The organism is Bacteroides ilei (genome assembly GCF_900128495.1).
In the GTDB taxonomy this organism is placed as follows: domain Bacteria; phylum Bacteroidota; class Bacteroidia; order Bacteroidales; family Bacteroidaceae; genus Phocaeicola; species Phocaeicola ilei.
Genome location: NZ_LT635801.1, coordinates 2,498,388 through 2,523,752, shown reverse-complemented (window position 1 = coordinate 2,523,752; position 25,365 = coordinate 2,498,388). Strand labels below are relative to the sequence as shown.

22 protein-coding genes and 1 rRNA gene are annotated in these 25,365 nt (G+C 44.4%); 3 read left to right on the top strand and 20 right to left on the bottom strand.

Features of this window, described 5'->3' with window-relative positions:
• Positions 1 to 46: 46 nt before the first annotated feature.
• From mutL to tig, 11 genes are all read right to left on the bottom strand, one after another.
• Positions 47 to 1,924, bottom strand: coding sequence for a DNA mismatch repair endonuclease MutL (gene mutL / locus BQ7489_RS10875; RefSeq protein ID WP_072531022.1), 1,878 nt, complete (start codon positions 1,922 to 1,924; stop codon positions 47 to 49).
• Between the two features lie 31 nt (positions 1,925 to 1,955).
• Positions 1,956 to 2,252 carry a hypothetical protein gene (locus BQ7489_RS10870; protein WP_072531021.1) on the bottom strand — a complete coding sequence of 99 codons (297 nt, stop codon included), beginning with the start codon at positions 2,250 to 2,252 and terminating at the stop codon, positions 1,956 to 1,958.
• A gap of 5 nt (positions 2,253 to 2,257) precedes the next feature.
• Entirely contained in the window at positions 2,258 to 3,970 is a 1,713-nt protein-coding gene (locus tag BQ7489_RS10865; protein WP_072531020.1) for an OstA-like protein, read from the bottom strand.
• A 51-nt stretch (positions 3,971 to 4,021) separates the two neighbouring features.
• Positions 4,022 to 5,356: a peptidylprolyl isomerase gene (locus tag BQ7489_RS10860; RefSeq protein WP_374044802.1), complete on the bottom strand. Its 1,335-nt coding sequence runs from the start codon at positions 5,354 to 5,356 to the stop codon at positions 4,022 to 4,024.
• A gap of 46 nt (positions 5,357 to 5,402) precedes the next feature.
• Positions 5,403 to 6,248 (bottom strand): peptidylprolyl isomerase, encoded by an 846-nt coding sequence (locus BQ7489_RS10855; protein WP_113745292.1) that lies wholly within the window; start codon positions 6,246 to 6,248, stop codon positions 5,403 to 5,405.
• Between the two features lie 44 nt (positions 6,249 to 6,292).
• Positions 6,293 to 7,651, bottom strand: coding sequence for a hypothetical protein (locus BQ7489_RS10850; RefSeq protein ID WP_083580576.1), 1,359 nt, complete (start codon positions 7,649 to 7,651; stop codon positions 6,293 to 6,295).
• Positions 7,652 to 7,762: 111 nt separating this feature from the next.
• Positions 7,763 to 9,238: an IMP dehydrogenase gene (gene guaB / locus BQ7489_RS10845; RefSeq protein ID WP_072531017.1), complete on the bottom strand. Its 1,476-nt coding sequence runs from the start codon at positions 9,236 to 9,238 to the stop codon at positions 7,763 to 7,765.
• A gap of 153 nt (positions 9,239 to 9,391) precedes the next feature.
• Entirely contained in the window at positions 9,392 to 11,575 is a 2,184-nt protein-coding gene (gene recQ, locus BQ7489_RS10840; protein ID WP_072531016.1) for a DNA helicase RecQ, read from the bottom strand.
• Between the two features lie 140 nt (positions 11,576 to 11,715).
• Positions 11,716 to 12,984 carry an ATP-dependent Clp protease ATP-binding subunit ClpX gene (gene clpX, locus BQ7489_RS10835; RefSeq protein WP_072532138.1) on the bottom strand — a complete coding sequence of 423 codons (1,269 nt, stop codon included), beginning with the start codon at positions 12,982 to 12,984 and terminating at the stop codon, positions 11,716 to 11,718.
• Between the two features lie 45 nt (positions 12,985 to 13,029).
• Positions 13,030 to 13,701, bottom strand: a complete 672-nt coding sequence (gene clpP / locus BQ7489_RS10830) for an ATP-dependent Clp endopeptidase proteolytic subunit ClpP (RefSeq protein ID WP_072531015.1) — start codon at positions 13,699 to 13,701, stop codon at positions 13,030 to 13,032.
• 164 nt (positions 13,702 to 13,865) lie between these two features.
• A complete protein-coding gene (tig, locus tag BQ7489_RS10825; protein WP_072531014.1) occupies positions 13,866 to 15,212 on the bottom strand; it encodes a trigger factor in 1,347 nt (448 codons plus the stop codon).
• A 397-nt stretch (positions 15,213 to 15,609) separates the two neighbouring features.
• Between tig and BQ7489_RS10820 the strand changes: the two genes are divergently transcribed.
• Positions 15,610 to 15,870 (top strand): RNA recognition motif domain-containing protein, encoded by a 261-nt coding sequence (locus BQ7489_RS10820; protein ID WP_072531013.1) that lies wholly within the window; start codon positions 15,610 to 15,612, stop codon positions 15,868 to 15,870.
• Positions 15,871 to 15,940: 70 nt separating this feature from the next.
• Here the strand turns inward: BQ7489_RS10820 and lptB are convergent, their stop codons facing one another.
• A complete protein-coding gene (gene lptB, locus BQ7489_RS10815; RefSeq protein WP_072531012.1) occupies positions 15,941 to 16,762 on the bottom strand; it encodes an LPS export ABC transporter ATP-binding protein in 822 nt (273 codons plus the stop codon).
• Positions 16,763 to 16,939: 177 nt separating this feature from the next.
• Between lptB and BQ7489_RS10810 the strand changes: the two genes are divergently transcribed.
• Both BQ7489_RS10810 and BQ7489_RS10805 read left to right on the top strand, forming a co-directional pair.
• Positions 16,940 to 17,683 (top strand): MlaE family ABC transporter permease, encoded by a 744-nt coding sequence (locus tag BQ7489_RS10810; RefSeq protein WP_072531011.1) that lies wholly within the window; start codon positions 16,940 to 16,942, stop codon positions 17,681 to 17,683.
• Positions 17,680 to 18,438, top strand: coding sequence for an ABC transporter ATP-binding protein (locus BQ7489_RS10805; RefSeq protein ID WP_072531010.1), 759 nt, complete (start codon positions 17,680 to 17,682; stop codon positions 18,436 to 18,438). The genes BQ7489_RS10810 and BQ7489_RS10805 overlap by 4 nt, the downstream gene beginning before the upstream one ends.
• Before the next feature lie 86 nt (positions 18,439 to 18,524).
• Here the strand turns inward: BQ7489_RS10805 and der are convergent, their stop codons facing one another.
• The 8 genes from der to BQ7489_RS10765 form a co-directional block, all read right to left on the bottom strand.
• Entirely contained in the window at positions 18,525 to 19,838 is a 1,314-nt protein-coding gene (der, locus tag BQ7489_RS10800) for a ribosome biogenesis GTPase Der (RefSeq protein WP_072531009.1), read from the bottom strand.
• Positions 19,839 to 19,880: 42 nt separating this feature from the next.
• Positions 19,881 to 20,762: a GTPase Era gene (era, locus tag BQ7489_RS10795; RefSeq protein WP_072531008.1), complete on the bottom strand. Its 882-nt coding sequence runs from the start codon at positions 20,760 to 20,762 to the stop codon at positions 19,881 to 19,883.
• Positions 20,763 to 20,845: 83 nt separating this feature from the next.
• Complete coding sequence (locus BQ7489_RS10790) at positions 20,846 to 21,847, bottom strand: beta-ketoacyl-ACP synthase III (RefSeq protein WP_072532137.1); 1,002 nt, start codon at positions 21,845 to 21,847, stop codon at positions 20,846 to 20,848.
• A 116-nt stretch (positions 21,848 to 21,963) separates the two neighbouring features.
• A complete protein-coding gene (gene rpmF, locus BQ7489_RS10785; protein ID WP_072531007.1) occupies positions 21,964 to 22,149 on the bottom strand; it encodes a 50S ribosomal protein L32 in 186 nt (61 codons plus the stop codon).
• A 16-nt stretch (positions 22,150 to 22,165) separates the two neighbouring features.
• The gene (locus BQ7489_RS10780) at positions 22,166 to 22,699 is read right to left on the bottom strand and encodes a YceD family protein (RefSeq protein WP_072531006.1); all 534 of its coding nucleotides are present in this window, start codon (positions 22,697 to 22,699) and stop codon (positions 22,166 to 22,168) included.
• Positions 22,700 to 22,910: 211 nt separating this feature from the next.
• A 5S ribosomal RNA gene (rrf, locus tag BQ7489_RS10775) occupies positions 22,911 to 23,020 on the bottom strand.
• Positions 23,021 to 23,212: 192 nt separating this feature from the next.
• Positions 23,213 to 24,181, bottom strand: coding sequence for a type I phosphomannose isomerase catalytic subunit (locus BQ7489_RS10770; protein ID WP_072531005.1), 969 nt, complete (start codon positions 24,179 to 24,181; stop codon positions 23,213 to 23,215).
• An 11-nt stretch (positions 24,182 to 24,192) separates the two neighbouring features.
• The gene (locus BQ7489_RS10765; protein WP_072531004.1) at positions 24,193 to 25,335 is read right to left on the bottom strand and encodes a GDP-L-fucose synthase family protein; all 1,143 of its coding nucleotides are present in this window, start codon (positions 25,333 to 25,335) and stop codon (positions 24,193 to 24,195) included.
• Positions 25,336 to 25,365 lie beyond the last annotated feature (30 nt).

Sequence of the window (25,365 nt, the reverse complement as noted above, 5' to 3'; positions counted from 1 at the left end):
GATCAGGTTCTTTTTTTACATATGGGCTTAACCTTCAGTCTCTACCCTACTTGAACATCTTTTCTATATCCTCTTCCTTCAACAAAGAAAGGACAGTTTTGCCGTCGGGTGTATAATTCGGTGTAGAAACAGCAAACAGTCCATCCACAAGACTGTTCATTTCCTCATTGGTCAGCACCTGCCCCGGGACTATAGCCGCAGCCTTTGCCAGAGACAGGGCAAGCATGCTCTGCACTTCTTCCTTTACCTTACATCCCTTTTCAACCGCTGTCTGCACCATATCGGTAACCAATGTCTCCGGATTCAAGCCTTCAATTCCGGCAGGGACACCGTTAATGGCATACGAACCTCCGCCCAGACTGCTCAGATCAAAGCCCAATGCCGTCAGATCGTCCATTATCTCTTCCAGAACAGGGACCTCGGAAGGCGGGAAATGCACCATATCGGGAAACAGCAAGCGCTGCGATACATTATGACGGTCGGCTATCTGCTGCATATACTGCTCATACAGAATACGGATATGTGCCCGTTGCTGATCAATGATCATCAGCCCCGACTTTACGGAAGTAAGGATATAACTGCCTTTATACTGATAATGCTGTGCGGCCTTTTCTGTTACAGCGGCTTCGGGATGTCCGTCGTACAAGGACGGCATCTCTTCCTGAGAAGGCGTTCCGGAGTATTCCTCTTCCTGAAAGCCGTCGGCAGAAGTTTCCCATGAACGTCTCTCATTCTTTTCCAGTCCCTGGAACAGAGGTTCCCATTCCAGATGCTTCTTGCTGGAAGATGAAGGCGTATACGAGGAAGGAGGCGTATCGAACGGATTATAGGAAGGGTCATACGACGTTACCGGTGGATGTACCCCTTCGGGTACTGCATCGAACGCCGGTATATCAGGCATGCCTTCCGTATCAAAATCAATAGACGGAACAGCATTGAAACGCCCCAGCGTCTCCTTTACGGCTGCCGACAGAATCTGCCAGATAGCCTGTTCATTTTCAAACTTTATCTCAGTCTTTGTAGGATGAATATTGACGTCAATATTAGCCGCATCGACATCGAAATAAAGGAAATAAGAAATCTGTTCCCCCACCGGAATCAGATTCTCATATGCATCGGCAACGGCCTTGTGAAAATAAGGATGCCGCATATAACGGCCGTTCACGAAGAAAAACTGACGCGCACCTTTTTTACGGGCCGTTTCTGGCTTTCCTATAAATCCATGAATCTTCACCATCGAAGTCTCGACTTCGAGCGACAACAGATCCTGGTTCAGTTTTTTCCCGAAAACGCCCATAATACGCTGGCGCAACTGGATAGCCGGCAGATTCAACATCTCCGTACCGTTATGGTGCAAGGTAAAGGAAACATCCGGATTGACCAAAGCTATACGTTCGAACTCGGTCAGAATATTACTCAACTCAGTCTGGTTCGATTTCAGGAACTTACGTCGTGCCGGAACATTAAAGAAAAGGTTTCTGACAGAAAAATTACTTCCTACCGCACACGCAACAGGCTCTTGCGATTCAACTTTCGAACCAGCTATATTGACAAGTGTACCCAAGGATTCTCCCTCCTGACAAGTACGTAACTCTACCTGTGCAACCGCAGCAATCGAAGCCAGCGCTTCGCCACGGAACCCCATGGTATGCAGAGAAAACAGATCGGCGGCCTCACGGATCTTGGAGGTCGCATGCCGTTCAAAAGCCAGACGGGCATCGGTTTCCGACATTCCCTTGCCATCATCAATAACCTGAATGCAAGTTTTTCCGGCATCGGTTACCAACACATCAATATGATGTGCACCGGCGTCTATAGCATTCTCGACAAGCTCCTTCACTACCGAAGCCGGACGCTGAATGACCTCTCCCGCCGCTATCTGGTTAGCTACAGAATCGGGTAATAAACGGATTACATCGCTCATAGTTAAAAGATGATTTAAACACTTCAGGCTATCAGAACGTAAGTTCGCCTGTCACCAGATAATGCATGATATAGATCAATACAGCAAGTGCTATAAAAATAGTAGCATAACTCAGAGGCTTACGTCCGCTTTCCTTCCGGCGCTTCAAGTAAGTAGTACCTTCAATGAATTTTCCACGGATATCTTCCGGTGAAAACTCTTTAGGAGGAAGCATTCCTAATTCACGTTTTGCAGTCTCTTCTATCTTCTGCAGCTTCTCCTTCCGCTCGTCCACATAAATATATTCATGATGGAACGGGCGTGGCTTTCTCATCGTAAATAATCCCATAACGCTTACTTTTTATTTTCAAACAAATGTTGGTTAGGCAATTCTATCGGCCCGCGGACACTCTTCTTCAACTGGTCTTCAACTTTCTTTCCCCGCCAATTAAAGATATCGTTCTTGTCGAGCGGCCGTATATAATCGAACCAAACAAAATTTTCAAGTTTGTCTTTACCTTTCGGAATCTGGGGCAACGGGTAAAGAGTACCGCTTGATTGCGGGCTCATCACCATCCTCTCTATCTTCTGATCCTGCAGATAAACTTCCAGCTTACTGGTTTCAGAAACATTCATCCCTATCAGGGTACTGTCCGAGTCCATCGGATAATAGACTACCCGTACCGAACCTTCCACTTCAGTCTTATGCATCTGTCCGTCCCGGAAATAAGCCTTCATCTCTTTTCCCGATACCTGATTATACATAGTGGAATCAAGCTCTTCGACCGATAACGCCTGATTGATTATATGTGCCCAGTCGACGGTACTGTCATTCATATAGATCAGAATTTTCTCTCCCACCAACTGCTGCTTGTCATTCCACAGGATAGGATCATGATACATGGTCAGGCAACTGTCCTTGCTCGAAAACACCAGTGAATCGGCAGTCCCCTGCAGGTCGGTACGGAAAAAACGGACTTTATGGAAAGCCCGCATTTCACGGAACATGGAATCGGTATCCAGATGGAACGTCACCATCATCAGCGTATCGGCATGCAGAAACAGGCTGTCACCCTGTGAATAATCCACAGCTACCGCCTTTTTTGTGGCAAAAGCATATTTTGTCTTGTCATTATAATATCCATAATCACCCGTCATCATGTTCTTATTGATGGTATCAGTCATGACCATATTCGAAAAAGCTTCACCAACGCCGCTGTTCCGGTCATAAAACAACGTATCTCCCGTAAGCTGTTTCCCTTCATTGGTTATGACAGAACGGTTATACAGGTCAGCTTTACCTGTCACCGTATTGTAGGTACCTAATTCGGAATAGATATGGTTCTGGTCGCTGTAAATATCCGATGGACCTACAATATCTGCAATCTTAGTTGCCGTATTGTAACGCAAGGTATCCGAGGTTAAAGTAAACTGTGGATTCACCAGTTTCACATTATAATTGAATACCGACTGTTTGGTCTTTGGATTGTATTCCCCCCACTCGGAAGTCAGCACATTCTGCTCATCCATCAAGGTTCCCCCGTCGAAATAATAACCCAGATTGTATAGACGGTCATAGTTCAGACTGTCTGTCAGCAATGTCGTGTTACGGTTTTCCATCCGCACATTTTCACGGACCTGAGCTATCTGTGTCATTCCGTCGTAATACAAACGGTCACCATACACAAACAGTGTATCTCCCTGTTCCATCTTTACATTACTGAAAGCCTCAAACGAATTGATCTTATCATAATAATAGGCACTGTCACAATACATATACATGCTGTCATGACGGAACGCCACATTACCTACCACTACCTGTGCATCGGGATGGCGTGAATCTTTCCGCAACAAGTCCGAATGAAGCAGATACACTTTACTTTTAGGTTGCTGGCTCTGCTTACCCTTATCCGATTGCTTTACCTGACCTGCTTGTGTGCCAGCAGACTGTTTTTTCTGCGGACCGGTAACGGGCTTCTGCGCCAATAAACAAAAGCCGAACAGGCACAGAACGCCGAAAAGCAACGTTCTATGCCCGCTAGAAGTATGTCGATTTCTATTCTGCATATATCCTTTTAAACATCTGTCCCTCACGGAACAGACCGAAACTATTATTTATTATTTAATCCATCCCGGATACCTGAAGTCACACTTCCTCCATTCCGGATTGATACGGACATAGGTGGATTTCTGTTTCTCAACAATCCACTTCTGAATCTTCTCTTCGCTCCGCTTAGCCGTCACAATGCCTTTCAATCTCTGGTAATCCTCGGTAATAGTCGCCTTATGGCCGTCAATACGGTTCTTCAGCTTGACTATAGCACAAACCTGTTTCCCCTTCGAATTGATCATTGTAAACGGCTTGGAAATCTCACCAATCTGCAAGCCTTCAACTACCTTGGCCACATCCTGGGATATCAGCCCGGCCAATTGCTGCATCTCAAAACGCGACGTGTTTGTCTGCGGATTAGCCAACAGACCGTGGTTGTTTTTTGTATCCTTATCCTGAGACAGCCACGTTGCAGCATCGTCAAAAGAAAACTTATTCTTCCGGATATCATCGGCAATGGAATCCAGACGTCCCAATGCTGCATCGATGTCTTTTTGATCAACCTTCGGACGCAACAATATGTGACGGTAGTTCACACGGTCACCCCGCTTCTCGATCAATTGTGCTATATGGAAACCGAACTCTGTTTCGAATACTTTTGATACCTTCTTCGGATCTGTCAGATTAAACACCACATTGGCAAATTCAGGAACAAGTTCACCACGTCCGGTAAAACCTCCTTCACCTCCTCTACGGGCTGTACCCGGATCTTCCGAATAGAAACGGGCCAACACCGAAAAGGTAGTCTCCCCGCTATTCACCTGTTCAGCATACTCCCTCAGCTGGGCCTTGACGCGCTCTATCTCCGCTTCCGGAATCTTAGGTTCCAACGTTATGATCTGTACCTCAACCTGAGTAGGTATAAACGGTATACTGTCCTGCGGCAACTTACTGAAATAATTACGAACCTCCGCCGGTGTCAGCTTGATATCTCCCACAATTTTGTCACGCATCTGCTGGACCGTCAGACCGTCACGGATGTTCTCACGGAGCATTTCCCGAATCTGGGTATAACTCTTGTTATAATACTCTTCCATCTTCTCCTTTGACCCGATCTGATCCATCAACCATGCTGCACGCTGTTCTACCTGCTGGAGTACTTCCTGATCGGAAACAGTCACACTATCAATTTCAGCCTGATGCAGGAACAGTTTCTGTACGGCAAGCTCTTCAGGAATCACACAATACGGATCACCTTCAAAATGACGGTTCTCATATTGTGCATTCAGACGTTCATTCTCTACATCCGATTTCAAAATCGCTTCATCACCGACTACCCATACTACCTCATCTATCACATTATTCTGGGCAGAAGCCGGAATACCAGCCAGCAACAGAAGCATACATACATAAATTTTAAGCAATTTACACTTATCCATTGTCCGTGTTCTAATAATAAATTATATCCTTGTCATCCGAAGCTTCCTTATACAAGTTCTCTTTCATCTCATTTATAAACTCAACCCGCTTCAGATTAACCAATATTTCCTTTATCTCATTCTTTGCATACTCCAAAGGAAGACGTTCCCCTTTAGGCAGGAACTTTTCAACATGAAGAAAATAGCAGAAAGCAGTATCGCGCAATTCCACGTTTCTATTACGGTCCAGATAACCGACATCACTATCCAAAGCTTTTAACGGCATTTTAACCGCGAAATCGGATACAGGCTTCCATCTGTCGTAAAAATAATCATAAACGATCGCATTTCCCACACTGAACTTTTCAATCTTATCAATTGCATCCTGTGTATTCTTTCTATACCAGCTACGCAGGTTATTCAAATGAGGAGTATTCAACGGCACCTTAATAAACAGGCCTTGAATATAAGGTTGGTCAGCCTGAAACATGCCACCATTCTGTTTATAATATTCTTCTATCTCTTCATCGGATATGTTACTACCCAATTTCTGGTTTACCAGTTCCTCCTGATAGACGTGCATAATCAACGCACGACGGTAAGACGCTACCAGTTCATCCACCTTTACATTATCCGGGATATTTCCTTCAGCCTTCCGATAGAGCAATATATCTTCTACCCAGTTATGGATATATTCTTCAGCAAACCGGGTACTGTCTTCTCCATGAAGACCGGGAGGCATAGCCGACTGCAAATCTTCCTTGTACAGAAAGTCATGGCCGACTTCCACCAAAGGGGTCTTACCTTTATGATCGACCGTCTGACTGCAACCTGTCAAAAAAGACAGCACAGCGGCAAAGATACTTAATTTATTCATCCCAGCCATCAAATATCAATTAATGAACGAAGATACATTAATAATTAATTACTTCCGCCACAATTAACGGTTTTTAAAACCTCTTGATTGATTTCTACAGGGAAACGCTTGCGCAAATCTTCAAACTCCGTTCTGTATTGCTCCTCCTGATAATCCTTCAACACATCATCATACACATCCTTGAATTCTTCCGGGCCCTTCTTCAGACGCTTGCCTACCAAAAAAGCATAATGATACACAGAATCAGAAGGCAGTTCGCCACATTTGAATGCCAACTTATCGACATAAGCATTGGTTCCGATCTGAAACAACCCTACCTGCATATCTGCCTTCAATGACGGATTGTCCTTCAAATAAGTATCCAATGCTTCTTTCCAATCAGACATCGGAGATTTTTTCAACAATTTCTTTATCTTTTTTGCGGCTTTTTTATCGGAACACCGTATCACCGCTCCCTTATAATGAGGAAATTCCCATCGATATGCATCCTTATGCTTCTCAAAATAACCGGCAAGGACTCCGTCTTTTCCAACAAGAGATTCCGTATCGGGCCGATGAACGGCATCCCAACATTCCACCAGAAAACGGTCCTTTACCTCTCTCAAGGCAACAGCAACATCCCCCGTGACAGAACGTCCCTCTACCCATCCGTCGTAATATTTCTTCTTCAAGAAAGAAGAAATATCATGCTGCTCAAGGTAGGCTTCCAAATAAGGACGTGCCTCTTCATAAGAAAGCCCCTGTTTCCGGTCTACCAGACGGATGATATGCATTCCCATAGGAGAAAAGAAAGGAGCCGAATAGCCTCCTTTGGGAAGAACGACCAATTCATCCACAAACTCCTGCAGCAAACCGACAAGAGGCAACCATCCGCCAGATTTTCTGAACTTCAAGCCGGAACCTCCTCCCTGCTGTAAGACCTTATAAACAGAATCCATGTATACCTTTGCAGCATACTCTTCCTTTTTAGAGGCATGTTGGGACAATGGGACTGTAATCTGATCAAACTGTACCCAATCGTTCATTACCAGACGGGAAGCAGAAGAATGAAACAGATCCCTGCAACGGTCTTCCATTTTCCTATTATCTATAAAATATGACTTCAGAACTTCGCCCTGCCGCACCTTACACTGTTGTCTGAAAGTAGGCAAAGTATCCCATCCACACGACCTGGCGGCAAATACCTTCAGCTTGAAACGGATAAAATCCTCCATACATTTATCGACAGAATTCGTAAAACGATCTTTCGGCATATGGCTCCGGCAATAATGCTCAAATTCGCCTTTTGTCACCCCCTCCCCTTGGATATGTAACAATACCCTATCCGGTTCAGCCGCATAAAATGACAAACTTACCAGACAAGCTGCCACCGAAACAAAAATTTTCCAGACCAATACCTTCATACGCTAAAACAAAAAGAAGAATTCCGTATACACTAACATGACGTAAATGTACACGAAATTCTTCATTCTACTTTAACGACATCTATAAATATCGCTAAATCTATATTAAAATTACTGTGGACGGCTATAATTAGGAGCTTCACTGGTAATGGTTACATCGTGTGGATGACTTTCCAGTACTCCGGCATTGGTTATACGCGTAAATTTCGCATTATGCAGTTCCATGATGTTGTGAGCACCACAGTATCCCATACCTGAGCGCAATCCGCCTACCAGCTGATAGATCACTTCATACAGGCTACCTTTATATGGTACACGCGCCGCAATACCCTCCGGAACCAGCTTCTTGACATCCACCGTATCAGCCTGGAAATAACGGTCCTTTGAACCATGTTCCATGGCTTCCAATGAACCCATACCACGATATGACTTAAACTTACGGCCATTGAAAATAATGGTATCACCTGGAGATTCTTCAGTACCGGCGACCAATGAACCAACCATTACGCTATAAGCACCGGCTGCCAAAGCCTTGACAACATCCCCTGAATAACGCAGACCACCATCAGCAATCAAAGGAACGCCCGTACCTTCCAATGCTTTGGCAACGTCATATACCGCAGTCAACTGAGGAACACCGACACCGGCAACCACACGGGTAGTACAGATAGAACCCGGACCGATACCGACCTTCACCGCATCAGCTCCGGCCTCAACCAACATCTTTGCAGCCTCTCCCGTTGCAATGTTACCGACAACGATATCCACATCCGGGAAATTCTTCTTAGCTTCCTTCAACTTATCTATAACCCCCTGAGAATGTCCGTGAGCAGTATCGATTACAATAGCATCAGCTCCCGCATTGATCAGGGCTTCCATGCGTTGCAAGGTATCGTTGGTTACGCCAACTCCGGCAGCTACACGCAAACGGCCCTTGGCATCCTTACAAGCCATCGGTTTATCCTTAGCCTTCGTTATATCCTTATAGGTAATCAGACCGACCAGCTTTCCGTCTTTGTCTACAACCGGCAATTTTTCAATCTTGTTTTCCTGCAATATTCTGGCTGCAGTTTCCATATCTGTCCCGGGAGCCGTTGTTACGATGTGTTCCTTGGTCATCACTTCATCAATGTTCTTGTCCATATTCTTTTCAAAGCGAAGATCACGGTTCGTCACGATACCTACCAAATAATTTTCATCGTCTACCACAGGAATACCGCCAATCTTATATTCGGCCATCATATCCAGTGCCTGCTTTACTGTAACACCACGCTTGATGGTTACGGGGTCGTAAATCATACCGTTTTCGGCACGTTTCACAATAGCTACCTGACGGGCCTGTTCAGCAATCGACATATTCTTGTGGATAACACCGATACCACCCTCGCGAGCAATGGCAATTGCCATCTGGGCTTCTGTAACCGTGTCCATTGCGGCAGTCACAAACGGGACATTCAAAGTAATATTACGTGAAAATTTCGTCGAGAGCTCGACAGTTTTAGGTAAAACATTAGAATAGGCCGGAATCAACAATACATCATCATAAGTCAATCCGTCCATTACAACTTTATCTGCAATAAATGACATAGGGCTAATGCGTTTAGATTATATTGCGTGCAAATATAGCAATTTTATTCGGATTTTATAAAATTATTAACACTTTTTCAAAAAAGCACAAGCAAGTGAAGACGCATATCCTCACTTGCTTGTATCATAAATCCCAATATTGCAACCGATCGGTCAGTTCGCCATTTCAGAAATGAACTTGATACGGACCAGACGGATCTCTTCTTCCGTATAATCTGCCCCCAATTCATCCATGGCATCATCTATATTATCGGTTGTAGACTCCTTGAAATAATCATAGATGTCCAACATATGGTCTTCATCCATCACATCTTCCAGGAAATAGTCAATATTCAACTTAGTACCAGAATAAACAATAGCTTCAATCTCATCAAGCAGCTCATTGAATTCAATCCCTTTCGCCACTGCGATATCATCCAACGCAACCTTACGGTCAATACTCTGGATGATAGAGACCTTCAACTTGGATTTATTGGCAACGGTACGTACACGCAAATCTTCCGGACGGTCTATTTCATTCTCCTCACAATGTTTCTTGATCAGTTCGCAGAATTCCTGCCCGTAACGTTTTGCCTTACCGGCACCTACTCCTGGAATATTCTGCAATTCCTCCAGCGTGATGGGATAAATAGTCGCCATTGCCTCCAGCGAAGGATCCTGGAATATCACATAGGGCGGAACATCCAGTTTCTTGGACATCTTTTTACGCAAATCTTTCAGCATAGAGAAAAGCACCGGATCTACGGCACACGATGCACCGCTACGCATCGGAACTTCTTCTATCTCTTCCTCATCAAAATCTGCATCTTCTACAATTTTGAATGACTTCGGCTTTTTCAAGAACTTATGTCCTTCCGGAGTAACTTTCAGCAAACCGTAATTTTCAACGTCTTTTGTAAGATACCCTGCAATCAAAGCCTGACGGATAACGGAATTCCACATACGTTCGTCTTCTCCCATTCCTGAGCCGAAGACCTCCAGATCCTCATGCTTATGCGCCAGCACCTCCGACGTCTCGTTTCCTAAAAGTATATCTATAATATAATCTTGTTTGAAATTTTCTTTTACCGCAATGATTGCTTCAATCACTGCACATAATGAATCCTGAGCCTCCACTTGTTTTTTCGGATTTAAACAGTTATCACAATTACCACAATTATCTTCAGTATATTCTTCTCCGAAATAGTGCAACAATATCTTTCTGCGGCATACCGATGATTCGGCATATGCTGCAGTCTCCAACAAAAGCTGTTTACCGATTTCCTGCTCTGATATAGGCTTGCCCTGCATAAACTTTTCCAGTTTCTGAAGATCCTTATTCGAATAAAAGGTTATGCACAGGCCTTCCCCGCCGTCTCTACCGGCACGTCCCGTTTCCTGATAATATCCTTCCAGACTTTTCGGGACATCATAATGAATCACAAAACGTACATCCGGCTTATCAATTCCCATTCCAAAAGCAATGGTAGCCACAATAACATCAATATCCTCCTTCAGGAACGCATCCTGATTCGCATTACGGGTGGCAGCATCCATTCCTGCATGGTATGGACGGGCCTTGATACCGTTAGCCTGAAGGATTTCGGCCAGTTCCTCAACCTTCTTCCGGCTCAAACAATATATGATCCCCGACTTTTCGGGATTCTGTTTGATGAATTTGATGATATCCTTATCTACATTGTTGGTTTTAGGACGAACTTCGTAATAGAGATTCGGACGGTTGAATGAAGATTTGAATTCTGTAGCATCCACCATCCCCAAACTCTTCTGGATATCCATTTTCACCTTAGGGGTTGCAGTTGCCGTCAATGCAATTACAGGAGCCTTACCTATTTCATTAATGATAGGACGGATACGACGATATTCCGGGCGGAAATCATGTCCCCATTCAGAAATACAATGTGCCTCATCGATCGCATAGAATGAAATCTTGACATGCTTCAGAAAATCTACATTCTCCTCCTTGGTCAATGACTCGGGAGCCACATATAATAACTTGGTTTTCCCCGTCAAAATATCAGATTTGACCTGATCAATGGCCGACTTGGTCAAAGACGAATTTATAAAATGCGCAATCCCGTCTTCCTCACTGAAATTACGCATCGCATCAACCTGATTCTTCATCAGAGCAATTAAAGGAGATATCACAATAGCAGTCCCTTCCATCAACAAAGAAGGCAACTGATAACATAGAGACTTACCTCCACCGGTCGGCATTAAAACAAAAGTATCCTTTCCGGCAAGCAGGTTACGAATTATAGCTTCTTGATTCCCCTTGAAGGTATCGAAACCAAAATACTTTTTTAATTGTTCCGCTAAATTGATGTTTTCCGTCATGGCCCTTGATTTAAGAGATTTTCTAACTCGTAGGGGTTTCCCCTCTATACACATGTAACAAAGTTATAAACAACTTTTGATATTATGCAAATATTCCGATGATTATTTTGCTAAAAAAACGCGGTTTTCAGAACTTTTCGTCAAGCAGTCTGCAAACGCGAAAGATTAGCCTTGCCCATCTGCTCCTTTGCATAATCCAATGTCACAACAAACTTGTCAACAGCATGAGACGGAATTTCAAACATGGTATCCATCATGATTGTTTCAACAATAGAACGCAAACCACGAGCACCTAATTTATACTCAATCGCCTTGTCTACAATATATTCAAACACTTCCGGCTGGAACTCAAGCTTGACTCCATCCATTTCGAACAACTTGACATACTGTTTGATTATGGAGTTCTTCGGTTCCGTCAGGATATTGCGCAAAGCCGTACGGTCCAATGGCTTCAGATAAGTCAAGATAGGCAGACGCCCGATAATCTCCGGAATCAATCCGAATGACTTCAAATCCTGAGGAGCGATATACTGCATCAGGTTGGCACGGTCAATCTTCACCGTTTCCTTGGCTGCACTGTATCCGACCACATTCGTATTTAACCGCTGTGCAATCTTACGTTCAATACCATCGAACGCACCACCGCAAATGAACAGGATATTCTTCGTGTTGACCGGAATAAGCTTCTGCTCCGGGTGCTTGCGTCCACCCTGAGGAGGAACATTCACAATAGAACCTTCCAACAGCTTCAACAACCCCTGCTGAACTCCTTCTCCACTTACATCACGTGTAATGGAAGGGTTGTCTCCCTTTCTCGCAATCTTGTCGATTTCATCAATAAAGACAATGCCTCTTTCGGCTTCCTCCACGTTATAGTCCGCAACCTGCAGCAGACGCGTCAGAATACTTTCGATATCTTCACCCACATATCCGGCTTCAGTCAACACCGTAGCGTCAACGATTGTAAACGGTACATGCAGCAATTTGGCAATCGTACGTGCCAGCAATGTTTTCCCCGTACCGGTACTACCGACCATAATGATATTCGACTTTTCAATCTCCACATCATCCTTGGTATTCGGCTGCAGCAACCGTTTATAATGATTATATACAGCCACGGCAAGATAACGCTTGGCATCATCCTGACCGATAACATACTGATCAAGAAAATCCTTGATGTCTTTAGGCTTAGGCAGATCCTTCAGATTCAGGTTGTTCGCTCCTCTTTTCTGCCGCATAGACTCCTGAACAATTTCATGTGCCTGTTCAGAACAACTGTCACAGATACATCCGTTTATACCTGCAATCAGAAATCCTACCTCATCCTCCGAACGTCCACAAAAACTGCAACGTCTCCTATTTCTACTAGACGATTTATTTTCCAATGTTCTAATGAATTTAATTATCATACTCCAGCAGTATTCCACATGCTGAAATTTCATGTCTACTATCGATTATAATGAAGGTTTACGGGACAATACTTCATCAATCATGCCATACTCTTTGGCTTCTTGGGCCGTCATCCAATAGTCACGGTCCGAGTCAGCCCATACCTTGTCAAAGTCGGTATGTGAATGGTCGGCGATGATTGTATAAAGTTCCTTCTTCAGTTTCTGGATTTCACGGGCCGTAATCTCGATATCGGAAGCCTGTCCCTGGGCACCACCCATCGGCTGGTGTATCATCACACGGGAATGTGTCAATGCCGACCGTTTACCTTCCTTACCGGCAACCAGCAGAACGGCAGCCATAGAAGCCGCCATACCAGTACAGATAGTAGCCACATCACTGCTTATGAACTGCATGGTATCATAAATACCCAATCCGGCATAAACCGAACCGCCAGGTGAATTGATATAAATAGAAATATCTTTACCTGAATCAACAGAATCCAGATACAATAACTGGGCCTGCAACGTATTTGCAGTATAATCATCGATCTGTGTACCCAGGAAAATGATACGGTCCATCATCAATCTGGAAAACACATCGAGCTGTGTTACATTCAACTGTCGTTCTTCAAGAATATACGGATTCAAATAACCAGCCTGTGACTTGATTACATCATCAAGCACCATACTGCTCATTCCTAAATGCTTTGTAGCATATTTTCTAAAATCATCCATATTGTTATTGATTAATTGATTAATAAATATAAAAGAGGAGCTATGAATCTTCTCTTTCCAAAGTCGAACAAAAGTACAAAAACTTCCGTGAATAGGAAAAAGCCAGATTAAAAGCTCCTCTTTTTAGCAAGTTTTAGCAATTGGATCAGTCATCCGATAACGAATTACTGAAACATTTTATTGAAATCTTCTGCTGAAATAGCTTTGTGATTCAATGTAACCTGACCTTTCAACACTGCAGTCAGTTTTGATTCAACTACACGGTTAACCAACGCTTCAACGCTTTCACGTTTCTTCAACATTTCTTTAGAGTAGTTGTCAAGCAGTTCGTCTGGAACATTGATCATACCATACTGAGCAAACTGTGCCCGTGTAGCTTCTTTGGCCATATCAGTGATATCAGACTGCTCTACCTTTATATTGTTAGCTGCAACCAGTTTTTCCTTAATCAGGTGCCAGGTCAGCTCTTCAATGCTCTTATCATAATGTTCTGCAACGAATTCTTCGCCTTTGTCCTTGTTGTTCTCCAACATGATACGTTTCATCAGTTCGTCTGCGAATTCCAATTTACCGATCTTGTTAACGACATAGTTACGGACATCAATCAAGAACTTATAATCACTGTCAGCTTCAAACTGCTTTGCAATGACATCCTTTATCTGCGCACGGAATTCTTCCTCGTTATGAGCCTTTCCCTCGCCCAATACCTGGTCGAACAGCTCCTGATTCAAATCACCAGGAATCATACGGGTAATCTCTTCAATCTGGAAGCTGAAGTTTCCGGTATGTGCAGCCACTTCTTCCTTCTTGATCTTCAACAATGATGCCAGTTCAGCCTCGTTATTGTCAAAAGCTGTTGCCGGATTAAATACCAAAACTGTGTTTGTCTTGGCTCCGTTGAAGATAGCCTTCTGATCATCATTCTTCATATAGGTAGGCATCATAACCGCACCTTCCACCTGGATGCCACCTTCTTTGGTACTTCCATTTTCATCCAGCTCAGCCAACAGACCCTTCAACATATCATTGTCCTGATATTCATCGACCTTATCGTATTTGGCAGTACGCTGAGTGTACATCTTGACCTGCTGGTCAACCATTTCGTCTGTTACATCTATATCGTAATAGTCTATCGTGTCTTCATTCGACAAGGCTACTTCAAACTGAGGAGCCAAAGCGATATCAAATGAAAATTCGAAATCCTCATCAGTTTCGAAATTCACGTTATTTTCTTTAGGCAGCGGAGCACCCAACATATCCACTTTGTTTTCACGGATATATTCAGATACTTTTTCCTGCATCAGCTTATCGACTTCTTCCACCAAAACAGAAGTTCCAAACTGTTTCTTTACCAGTCCCATAGGAACCATACCCTTACGGAAACCAGGCATATTGACTCTCTGACGAAGAGTCTTCAAGGCTTTTTCTACTTTTTCCTGATAGTCAGCTTTTTCAATCTTTACAGTAAGTACAGCACTTACTTTGTCTACATTTTGCAGTGAAATATTCATTTCCGACTTATTTATTTAATTATTACTATATTCTGCATTTATATTAAAGAGGTTGCAAAAATAGTGTTTAATCTTTCAATAACCAAAAAGTCATAGTAAAATTTAAATAAAACCAGACTTATCAACCTAAATATGTCAAAGTCTGCAGACAATCAACCCATAAGCGTTACACAAATTCCGGCAAACTTTTTACCTGAAAATTTGCTTATCCAACAAATTATCGTTTTCTTTGATTCCTGAAAAGTGATATTAAATTAAGCTTAGCGATTTCCACTTCTAGTTTTTACTTCATAAGCGCAAGCCCATTGTGTAAACGCTCGTTGACCGAATCCCTCAAATTTCTTTTAACCTCACTGATCTAAAAGAAACGAATCATTTATTTTATACTTTTACCAACATGAATATGTACATTGGGAACCTTAACTATCGGGTTAAGGAAGAAGATCTGGGACAATTCTTGTCCGCTTATGGAACTGTCAGCTCTGTAAAGATAATCAGAGACCGTGAAACAGGAAAATCGAAAGGCTATGGTTTTGTCGAAATGGATGATCAGTCAGCAGCGAAAATACTGGATGAACTGAACGGAACAGAATTTGCCGGAAGACAATTGGTTTTAAAACATGCAGTAATAAAATCGAATAACCCGAACCGTCCATAATCCCATAAAAGGAAGTGGCAGAAACAGCCCGACTGTTTCTGCCACTTCCTTTTTATTTTCACCCGGTCATCTATTCCCGGATATCTCCCCTTGTCTGGAAATCTTTCCTACGCAACACAAAACTGTTACTGAGGTATTTCTCACGTACAATCTTGTTTTCCGCCAATTCTTCCGGCGTTCCCTGGAAAAGAATCTTTCCTTCGAACAACAAATAGGCACGGTCAGTAATACTCAGTGTTTCCTGTACATTATGGTCGGTAATCAGAATCCCGATATTCTTGTCCTTCAGCTTCCAGACAATATGCTGTATATCTTCTACGGCAATCGGGTCAACTCCTGCAAAAGGCTCATCCAGCATAATAAACTTCGGATCAATGGCCAGACAACGTGCAATTTCCGTACGGCGACGTTCCCCTCCGGAAAGCTGGTCCCCCAAGTTTTTCCGGACCTTCTGCAGGCGGAACTCACTGATCAGACTTTCCAGTTTTTCTTTCTGATATTCCTTTGATGTCTTTGTCAGCTCCAGTACGGAAGCGATATTGTCTTCCACACTCATTTTCCGGAATACAGACGCTTCCTGAGCCAGATAACCGATACCACTTTGAGCACGCTTGTATACAGGATAGCCGGTTATATCCAGATCATTCAAATAAATATGTCCTTCATTCGGAACAATCAGTCCGGTCGTCATATAGAACGAGGTAGTCTTGCCCGCACCGTTCGGTCCGAGAAGTCCTACAATTTCACCTTGTTTCACATTGATAGAAACATGACTGACCACCGTACGTTTCCCATACTTCTTCACCAGGTTTTCGGTACGGAGTACCATGCGCCCGTCAGAAGGTAATTCAAACGTATTTTCAGGTTGCTGCTGATTTTCCTGCTCTGCCATAATCTTTATTTTTAGTCAATTACACAACCGCTCCAAGTAAAAATTCCCCCAAACGGTTACCGACGGCAAAAGTAGTAAAAATCTTGGGTTCTATGGTACATCCAGCTATTTTCATCCCGGCTTTTATTATAATATAGCTAAAAAACAGTACTTTTGTACAAATTTATATAGAATCATATGGTAAAACCAATTACTACTTTAGGTAAATACCTCATGCTGATGGGCCGGGTGTTCTCCCGTCCGGAACGCATCCGGATGTACCTGAAACAATACGTCAACGAAATGGCACAGTTGGGAATCAACTCCATCGGTATCGTACTGCTGATATCACTATTCATCGGAGCCGTTATCTGTATCCAGATCAAACTGAACATTGAAAGTCCTTGGATGCCTCGTTTCGTTGTCGGCTATACTACCCGTGAAATTCTCTTGTTGGAATTCTCTTCATCAATCATGTGTCTGATATTGGCCGGTAAAGTAGGCTCCAACATTGCGTCCGAAATCGGAACAATGCGGGTAACCCAGCAGATCGACGCCCTTGAAATTATGGGAGTCAATTCGGCTTCCTATCTGATTCTCCCTAAAATCTTGGGACTGATGACCATGATTCCGTTTCTGGTTGTATTCAGTATTGTAGCCGGTATTATAGGAGCATATTGTACAGCCTGGTTCGGAGGTATCATGACCGCCACCGACCTGACCTACGGACTGCAATACAGTTTTGTAGAATGGTACATCTGGTGCAGTTTCATCAAATCACTGTTCTTTGCCTTCATCATTGCCAGTGTATCGGCCTATTTCGGCTATACCGTAGAAGGAGGATCAATTGCAGTAGGTAAAGCCAGTACCGATTCGGTCGTTTGCAGCAGTGTCCTGATTCTATTCTCCGATTTGATACTTACTCAATTGTTAATGGGATGATACAGATCAATTCAATCTATAAATCGTTCGACGGACGTAATGTCCTTAACGATATCAATTTCACTTTTGAAAATGGCAAGACCAACCTGATTATCGGACAAAGCGGTTCAGGAAAAACGGTCCTGATGAAATGTCTGGTAGGACTTCTTACACCAGAGAAGGGCGAAGTACTATATGACAACCGCAACCTGATTACCATGGACAAGAAAGAGAAGAAAAAGTTGCGCCGTGAAATGGGTATGATTTTCCAGAGTGCAGCCTTGTTCGATTCCTTGTCTGTTCTGGAAAATGTAATGTTTCCTCTCGACATGTTCTCGACAATGACCTACCGCGAACGTGTAGAACGGGCCCAATTCTGTCTGGACCGTGTCAACCTGATTGATGCACAGAAAAAGTATCCGGGTGAAATAAGTGGCGGTATGCAGAAACGTGTAGCCATAGCACGTGCCATCGCCCTACAGCCACAATACCTGTTCTGCGATGAACCGAATTCCGGCCTTGACCCCAAGACTTCCCTGGTTATCGATGAACTGATTCATGACATTACCACAGAATACAATATGACTACCGTAATCAATACACACGACATGAATTCAGTATTGGGCATCGGTGACAGTATTCTATATATCTACGAAGGACATAAAGAATGGGAGGGGACAAAAAACGATGTATTTAAGTCCACCAACGAACGGTTAAACAATTTCATTTTCGCTTCCGATCTGCTGAAAAAAGTAAAGGAAGAAGGAAACAAATAAAAGAAACACATCCAGACTTAAAATAAAGACAGGAAGCAGAGTTCCAAAGAATTCTGCTTCCTGTCTTTATATCAGATACCCCATCATTATTTCTGACGGATAAACAAATTTATCGGTGTTCCCGACAGTTTCCAACGTTCACGCATCTTGTTCTCCAGGAAACGTTTATACGGCTCTTTCACATATTGTGGCAGATTTGCAAAAAACACAAACGAAGGAACCTGAGTATTCGGCAACTGGGTTACATATTTTATCTTGATGTACTTACCTTTATTTGAAGGTGGCGGATACGCCTCGATCAACGGCAACAGCTCTTCGTTCAAACGGGCAGTCGGAATACGCGTTGTACGTGCCTGATAAACTTCCTTTGCCGCTTCCAGCACTTTAAAGATACGTTGTTTGGTCACTGCAGAAGCGAAAATGATTGGGAAATCAGTGAACGGAGCAAAACGGCTGCGAATGGCATCTTCATAATTCTTCATCACCTTTACACTCTTGTCTTCCACCAGATCCCATTTATTGACTACAACTACCAACCCCTTCTGGTTACGCTGGATCAGCGAAAATATATTCAGGTCCTGCCCTTCGATACCACGGGTAGCGTCAAGCATCAATATGCATACATCCGAATTCTCAATGGAACGGATCGAACGTACTACAGAATAATATTCCAGGTCTTCATTTACCTTATTCTTCTTACGGATACCAGCAGTATCTACCAGATAGAAATCGAAGCCGAACTTGTCATAACGCGTATAGATGGAGTCACGGGTTGTACCGGCTATATCCGTTACTATATTACGTTCCTCGCCGATGAAGGCGTTCACGATAGATGACTTTCCGGCATTAGGACGTCCCACTACAGCAAAACGCGGAATATCCTCGTCCACCATTTCCTCTACATCCTTCTTGAATTTAGACAAGATCAGATCCAACAAATCACCGGTCCCGCTACCACTCAAGGCAGAAATGCAATAAGGATCTCCCAGACCCAACGAATAGAATTCGGCAGCATTGTATTGCAGATTGTTGTTATCGGTCTTATTTGCTACCACAATTACCGGAGTCTTGGAACGGCGCAGGATGGAAGCGACTTCCATATCCAGATCGGTAATTCCATTCATCACGTCTACCACAAACAAGATTACATCGGCTTCCTCAATTGCCAGAACTACCTGCTTACGGATCTCTTCTTCAAACACATCATCCGAATTGACCACCCATCCTCCTGTATCAACTACAGAGAATTCCTTTCCCAACCATTCCGACTTTCCATATTGGCGGTCGCGGGTTGTACCGGCCTGTTCATTCACAATTGCCTGACGGGTTTTTGTCAAGCGATTAAACAGTGTCGACTTTCCCACATTGGGACGTCCCACAATTGCTACTAAATTTCCCATATTCTTTCTTGAATAAACTACGGCTATCACAGCCGAATATAATTAATCTAATTGATATCCAAAGTTCTTCAGTTCCTTATCCGAACTTCTCCAGTCCTTATCGACTTTTACGAAAGTCTCCAGATAGATAGCCTTCTGGAAGAAATGTTCCAACGTCTTGCGGGCCTCAGTCGCAACCTTTTTCAGAGCCTTGCCCTGATGTCCGATAATTATCCCCTTCTGAGATTCCCGTTCCACATAAATGACGGCATTGATGTGAATGCTTTTAGCTTCCTCCTTGAACTGTTCTACGACTACCTCTACCGCATACGGGATTTCCTTATCGTAATACAACAGAATCTTTTCCCGAATGATTTCCGTAACAAAGAAGCGGGCAGGCTTGTCGGTCAACTGGTCCTTGCCGAAGTATGGAGGTGAATCCGGAATCAGATCCTTGATACGTTTCATCACGACATCCACATTGAACTTAGCCTTGGCCGAAACAGGAATGATTTCAGCATCAGGCAATATTTCATGCCACTCTTCTACAATCTTGACCAGATTCTCCTGATTGGTCAGGTCGATCTTATTGACAAGCAACAATACAGGCACCTTCAGATTGCGGACCTTCTCAATAAAATCAGCGTTTTTATCCGGTTTCTCAACAGTATCGGTCACATAAAGCAACACATCTGCATCAACAAGTGCCGACTCCGAAAAGTTCAGCATAGATTCCTGAAGCTTATAATTAGGCTTCAAGACTCCCGGAGTATCAGAGAAGACAATCTGCATATCGTCCGTATTCAGGATTCCCATAATACGGTGACGCGTTGTCTGTGCCTTGAACGTTGCGATAGAAATCCGTTCGCCCACCAACAAGTTCATTATAGTAGATTTTCCGACATTCGGGTTACCTACAATATTTACAAATCCGGCTTTGTGCATAAAGATATAGTTAATTGACAGACAAAAAAACGCATCGGGTTGGGATGCGTTTTTCTATCTGGGTTGATTTGAATCTGATTCTATCATTTGTTACCATCATATCCCCACTTCACATAAGTAGCACCCCAAGTAAATCCGGCACCGAATGCTGTGAAGATGATGTTATCGCCCTTTTTCAACTGCTTTTCAAAATCCCATAAACAAAGCGGCAATGTACCGGCACTGGTATTTCCATAACGCTGGATATTGATCATCACTTTATCCAAAGGAACTTCAAGACGAGAAGCAACGGCATCAATGATACGCAAATTAGCCTGATGAGGTACAATCCAATCAATTGTATCTTTAGTCAAGCCATGCTTTGCAGCTATCTCAGCTGTAACATCCGACATATGCGATACAGCATATTTGAATACGGTTCTACCTTCCTGATACAGATAATGCATCTTATTGTCGACTGTAAAATATGACGGAGGACAAACAGAACCACCAGCCTTCATATGAAGGAACGGAAGTCCTTTGCCATCTGTTCTAAGGATAGAATCCATAATACCATAATCTTCAGTAGTAGCTTCTACCATACAGGCTGCAGCACCATCACCGAAAATCGGACAAGTTGCACGATCGGAATAATTGACCATAGAAGACATTTTGTCGGCACCGACAATGATCACTTTTTTATGTCTTCCCGACTGAATCATGCTGGCAGCGACTTCCATTGCATAGAGGAAACCGCAGCATGCAGCCTGCAGGTCGAATGCGTATGCATTCTTCAATCCCAACTTATCACACAAAATAGAGGCAGTTGAAGGGAAATGATAGTCAGGAGTCGTTGTAGCAACAATGATCGCATCAATTGAATCCGGATCTGAGTTTGTCTTCTGCATCAATTGTTTGGCAGCCTTACGTGCCAAATATGAAGTACCCAAACCCTCTTCGTTCAAGATACGTCTTTCCTTGACTCCGATACGGGTCATAATCCACTCGTCGTTAGTATCCACCATGCGTGACAATTCTTCGTTTGTCAATACATAGTCAGGAACATATCCACCGACGCCTGTAATTACAGCATTTATTTTTTCCATCATTTCTAAAGTTTGATTGATGTGTTTCTCCATATAAAAGAAGCCGGAAGAGCCGAAAGCTCTCCGGCTTTTATCCTTTACATGTCAACACACACGTGTCTAACTAAGCTTTTTTATTAAAGAGCAGCTTCTTTTTCAATAGCTACTTTACCTCTGTAATAACCGCAAGCTCCACATACTGTGTGATAAACATGCCATGCGCCACAATTAGGGCAGATGGCTAAAGTAGGAGCAACTGCCTTGTCATGAGTTCTTCTCTTAGCAGTTCTCGTTTTTGATTGTCTTCTTTTAGGATGTGCCATTTTTCTAAAACTTTATTTAATTATTATCTAATATTTTCTTCAAAGCATCCCACCGGGGATCTGTCTGCTGAGGTATTTCCGCTTCATCATAGATTTCGTCATCCATATCATCCGCAAAATCATCCTCCTCATCAGCCGATGTCATTAAATGTCGGCTCAACGCTCCCATCATGCTTTTATTACATTCACCGGGCGCATGCACATGTTTCATCGGCAGGCTCAAAGCTATAAACTCATACATAAACCAGGCGACGTCTATATATCCGTCTTCTTCCGGAACCACAACCAACTCTTCTTCATCCGAGAATTCCATACCGAGCTTTACCTTCAACTCATTATCCGTATTGACGGATACATCCATATCATCCAAGCAACGGTCGCATGGTACAACCACCGTACCTTCAATATGAAAACTCAAAAGGAAGACACCGATACTCTTCCTGACATTCAAAAGTACTTTTAAATTCCCTTTCTGAATTTCAGGAGCATCAATTGCAGTAAAGAAATCGTCAGTCAGCGTATACTCATAAACACACGAATCCTGACTCATATCCTTTAACTCAACCTTATATGTATTCAGTTTTCCCAATTTGAAACACTATATAAATCGGGCAGCAAAGTTACAAATAAATATTGATAATCCCTAGAAACCCAATATATTTTTTCTTTTTTAATTGTTGTTTCCATATGAAATAATACATTCGTATTTTATCGGGCATAAAAAAAAGCCCCGAAGTCGGACTGACCTCGGGGCCTTGATAAGACGGCGACTACCTACTCTCCCACTTTTACGCAGTACCATCGGCGTGACGAAGCTTAACTTCTCTGTTCGGAATGGGAAGAGGTGGAACCTTCGTGCCATAGTCCCTTGTCCCTTTCCCCCCCCCCCCCCCCATAAACGCTGCAGGCATCCGTTCCTCCAGGGAGAGACGGATGCCTGCGGTTCGTAGGGTAATTGCATCTTTGTTTGGTCCGTTACTTTTCGGGAGTATACGTAAAGGCCATGAGTCTATGTCCGGCCGTAACGTATTTCTTCATTCCTTCGGCGTTATTCTTGTTTACGCTACACCCCACACTCCAGCAGCCTGACTCCGCCTTCCGGTCTTATCTCCACCATGTGTACACAGGCAGGTACCAGTACCGTTTCACCCTGTGCCAGCGTGCATGCCGCACCACCGTCGGGCAGAAGCGTAGCCCTTCCGCCCACGCACACATACACCACAAAGCTGTCCAGCTCCGTGTAGTCGCACGTCATGGGCTGTGTAAGGTCCAGTAGGGAAGTACGGTAGTACGGCGTGTCCAGCAGTTCCCCCCGCCTGTCCTTGCAGGGAGTGTATGCTACCCGGGCGTTGTCCGCCAGGCGGTAGTCTATGGCATCCTTGGCCAGCTCCGTGTGCAGTTCGCGCAGGTTCCCCTTTGCATCCCGGCGGTTGTAGTCATAGATGCGGTACGTAATGTCCGATGGCTGCTGTATCTCCGCCAGCAGGATGCCCGCCCCGATGCTGTGTACCCGTCCTGCCGGTACGTTGAACACATCCCCCGGGTGAACGTCGTGCCAGCGCAACACCTCTTCTATGGTGTGGTTCCGCAGCCGGTCTTCATACTCCCCGGGTGTCATTTCCCGGTTCCATCCCAGGCAGAGGCGCGCCCCCGGTTCGGCGTCTATCACATACCACATCTCGCTCTTCCCCGGGCAGTTGTGCCGCATGCGTGCCAGTTCGTTTCCCGGGTGTACCTGTACCGAGAGATCCGTGCGGGCGTCGATGAACTTCACCAGCAGCGGGAAGCGATTTCCGTACCGGCGGTAGTTCTCTGTTCCCACCAGCTTCTCGTTCAGTTCGTCCGCCAGGTCGGGTAGGGGGATGCCCTTGTACCTGCCTTCCGCTACCACCGTATTGTTTCCTTCCATAGCGCACAGCTCCCAGCTTTCGCCTATCTGTTCCGGCAGGGTATGGAATCCCTTGTACATATGTATTCTGTTGCCACCCCACAGGGTAGGCTTGTAGATCGGTGTAAATTTAATCAAGTCCATTCAGTTTTCTCTTACACTGTCTGATGGTTAATGCAGATACCCTTCAGATACCATTCATACAGGCGGTGTATACCTTCGTCTATTTCAATCTTGTGGTGCCATCCCAGGCTGTGCAGCTTCGTCACGTCAGTCAGTTTGCGCAGGGTGCCGTCCGGTTTCGTAGCGTCCCAGCGCAGTTCGCCCTTGAAGCCTATCTCCTTCATGATCTTCTCTGCCACTTCCTTTATGCTCAGCTCCTTGCCTGTGCCCACGTTGATGTGGCAGTTACGTATCTCCGTAATGCCGTCGGCATTCTTCACTGCGGTGCTATACGTATCCTTGAAGTCCACGTTCAGCAGCACATGCACGCTGGCGTCCGCCATTTCTTCGCTCCACAAGAACTCACGCAGCGGCTTTCCGGTGCCCCACAGCGTTACCGCTTCGGCCGCTATGCCGTAATGAGCCAGCACCTCCGTAATGTCCTTCTCGTCCGATGTTCCGTCCACCACAAACTTCTCACCGTTGCGCATCACGCTTACCGGGCGCAGACCGATGTCCTCGCGTACCGCAGCCCAGTCGCCTTCGTTCAGGCATTTGGCCAGGTAAATTTTCCTGATCATGGCAGGCAGCACGTGGCTGTTCTCCAGGTGGAAATTGTCGTTTGGTCCGTACAGGTTGGTAGGCATCACCGCAATGTAGTTCGTGCCGTACTGCAGGTTGAAGCTCTCACACATCTTCAGTCCCGCAATCTTGGCAATGGCATACGGCTCGTTGGTATATTCCAGCGGCGAAGTCAGCAGACATTCCTCCTTCATCGGCTGCGGAGCCTCACGCGGGTAGATACACGTACTGCCCAGAAAGAGCAGCTTCTTCACCCCGTGACGGAAGCTTTCGCCTATCACGTTCTGCTGTATCTGCAGGTTCTGGTAGATGAAGTCCGCCCGGTAATGCAGGTTGGCCATGATGCCGCCCACATGTGCGGCAGCCAGCACCACCGCATCCGGCTTTTCCTCATCGAAGAAGCGGCGCACCGCTACCGGGTCCAGCAGATCCAGTTCCTTGTGCGATTTGCCCACCAGGTTCTCATAGCCCCTTTCCTTCAGGTTGTTCCAGATGGCGGAACCCACCAGTCCATGGTGTCCCGCCACATATATCTTGGCCGATTTTTCCAACATATCTTTTTCCCTTTCTTTTAAAAACGTCCC

Coding starts and splice junctions, on each gene's coding strand:
- BQ7489_RS10850 (WP_083580576.1), bottom strand. CDS start 7,651: ATGAAGGTATTGGTCTGGAAAATTTTTGTTTCGGTGGCAGCTTGTCTG.
- recQ (WP_072531016.1), bottom strand. CDS start 11,575: ATGACGGAAAACATCAATTTAGCGGAACAATTAAAAAAGTATTTTGGT.
- BQ7489_RS10865 (WP_072531020.1), bottom strand. CDS start 3,970: ATGCAGAATAGAAATCGACATACTTCTAGCGGGCATAGAACGTTGCTT.
- BQ7489_RS10855 (WP_113745292.1), bottom strand. CDS start 6,248: ATGAATAAATTAAGTATCTTTGCCGCTGTGCTGTCTTTTTTGACAGGT.
- BQ7489_RS10820 (WP_072531013.1), top strand. CDS start 15,610: ATGAATATGTACATTGGGAACCTTAACTATCGGGTTAAGGAAGAAGAT.
- lptB (WP_072531012.1), bottom strand. CDS start 16,762: ATGGCAGAGCAGGAAAATCAGCAGCAACCTGAAAATACGTTTGAATTA.
- clpX (WP_072532138.1), bottom strand. CDS start 12,984: ATGATAATTAAATTCATTAGAACATTGGAAAATAAATCGTCTAGTAGA.
- BQ7489_RS10860 (WP_374044802.1), bottom strand. CDS start 5,356: ATGCTTCTGTTGCTGGCTGGTATTCCGGCTTCTGCCCAGAATAATGTG.
- BQ7489_RS10805 (WP_072531010.1), top strand. CDS start 17,680: ATGATACAGATCAATTCAATCTATAAATCGTTCGACGGACGTAATGTC.
- BQ7489_RS10770 (WP_072531005.1), bottom strand. CDS start 24,181: ATGGACTTGATTAAATTTACACCGATCTACAAGCCTACCCTGTGGGGT.
- BQ7489_RS10765 (WP_072531004.1), bottom strand. CDS start 25,335: ATGTTGGAAAAATCGGCCAAGATATATGTGGCGGGACACCATGGACTG.
- clpP (WP_072531015.1), bottom strand. CDS start 13,701: ATGGATGATTTTAGAAAATATGCTACAAAGCATTTAGGAATGAGCAGT.
- tig (WP_072531014.1), bottom strand. CDS start 15,212: ATGAATATTTCACTGCAAAATGTAGACAAAGTAAGTGCTGTACTTACT.
- mutL (WP_072531022.1), bottom strand. CDS start 1,924: ATGAGCGATGTAATCCGTTTATTACCCGATTCTGTAGCTAACCAGATA.
- BQ7489_RS10780 (WP_072531006.1), bottom strand. CDS start 22,699: ATGAGTCAGGATTCGTGTGTTTATGAGTATACGCTGACTGACGATTTC.
- BQ7489_RS10870 (WP_072531021.1), bottom strand. CDS start 2,252: ATGGGATTATTTACGATGAGAAAGCCACGCCCGTTCCATCATGAATAT.
- rpmF (WP_072531007.1), bottom strand. CDS start 22,149: ATGGCACATCCTAAAAGAAGACAATCAAAAACGAGAACTGCTAAGAGA.
- der (WP_072531009.1), bottom strand. CDS start 19,838: ATGGGAAATTTAGTAGCAATTGTGGGACGTCCCAATGTGGGAAAGTCG.
- guaB (WP_072531017.1), bottom strand. CDS start 9,238: ATGTCATTTATTGCAGATAAAGTTGTAATGGACGGATTGACTTATGAT.
- era (WP_072531008.1), bottom strand. CDS start 20,762: ATGCACAAAGCCGGATTTGTAAATATTGTAGGTAACCCGAATGTCGGA.
- BQ7489_RS10790 (WP_072532137.1), bottom strand. CDS start 21,847: ATGGAAAAAATAAATGCTGTAATTACAGGCGTCGGTGGATATGTTCCT.
- BQ7489_RS10810 (WP_072531011.1), top strand. CDS start 16,940: ATGGTAAAACCAATTACTACTTTAGGTAAATACCTCATGCTGATGGGC.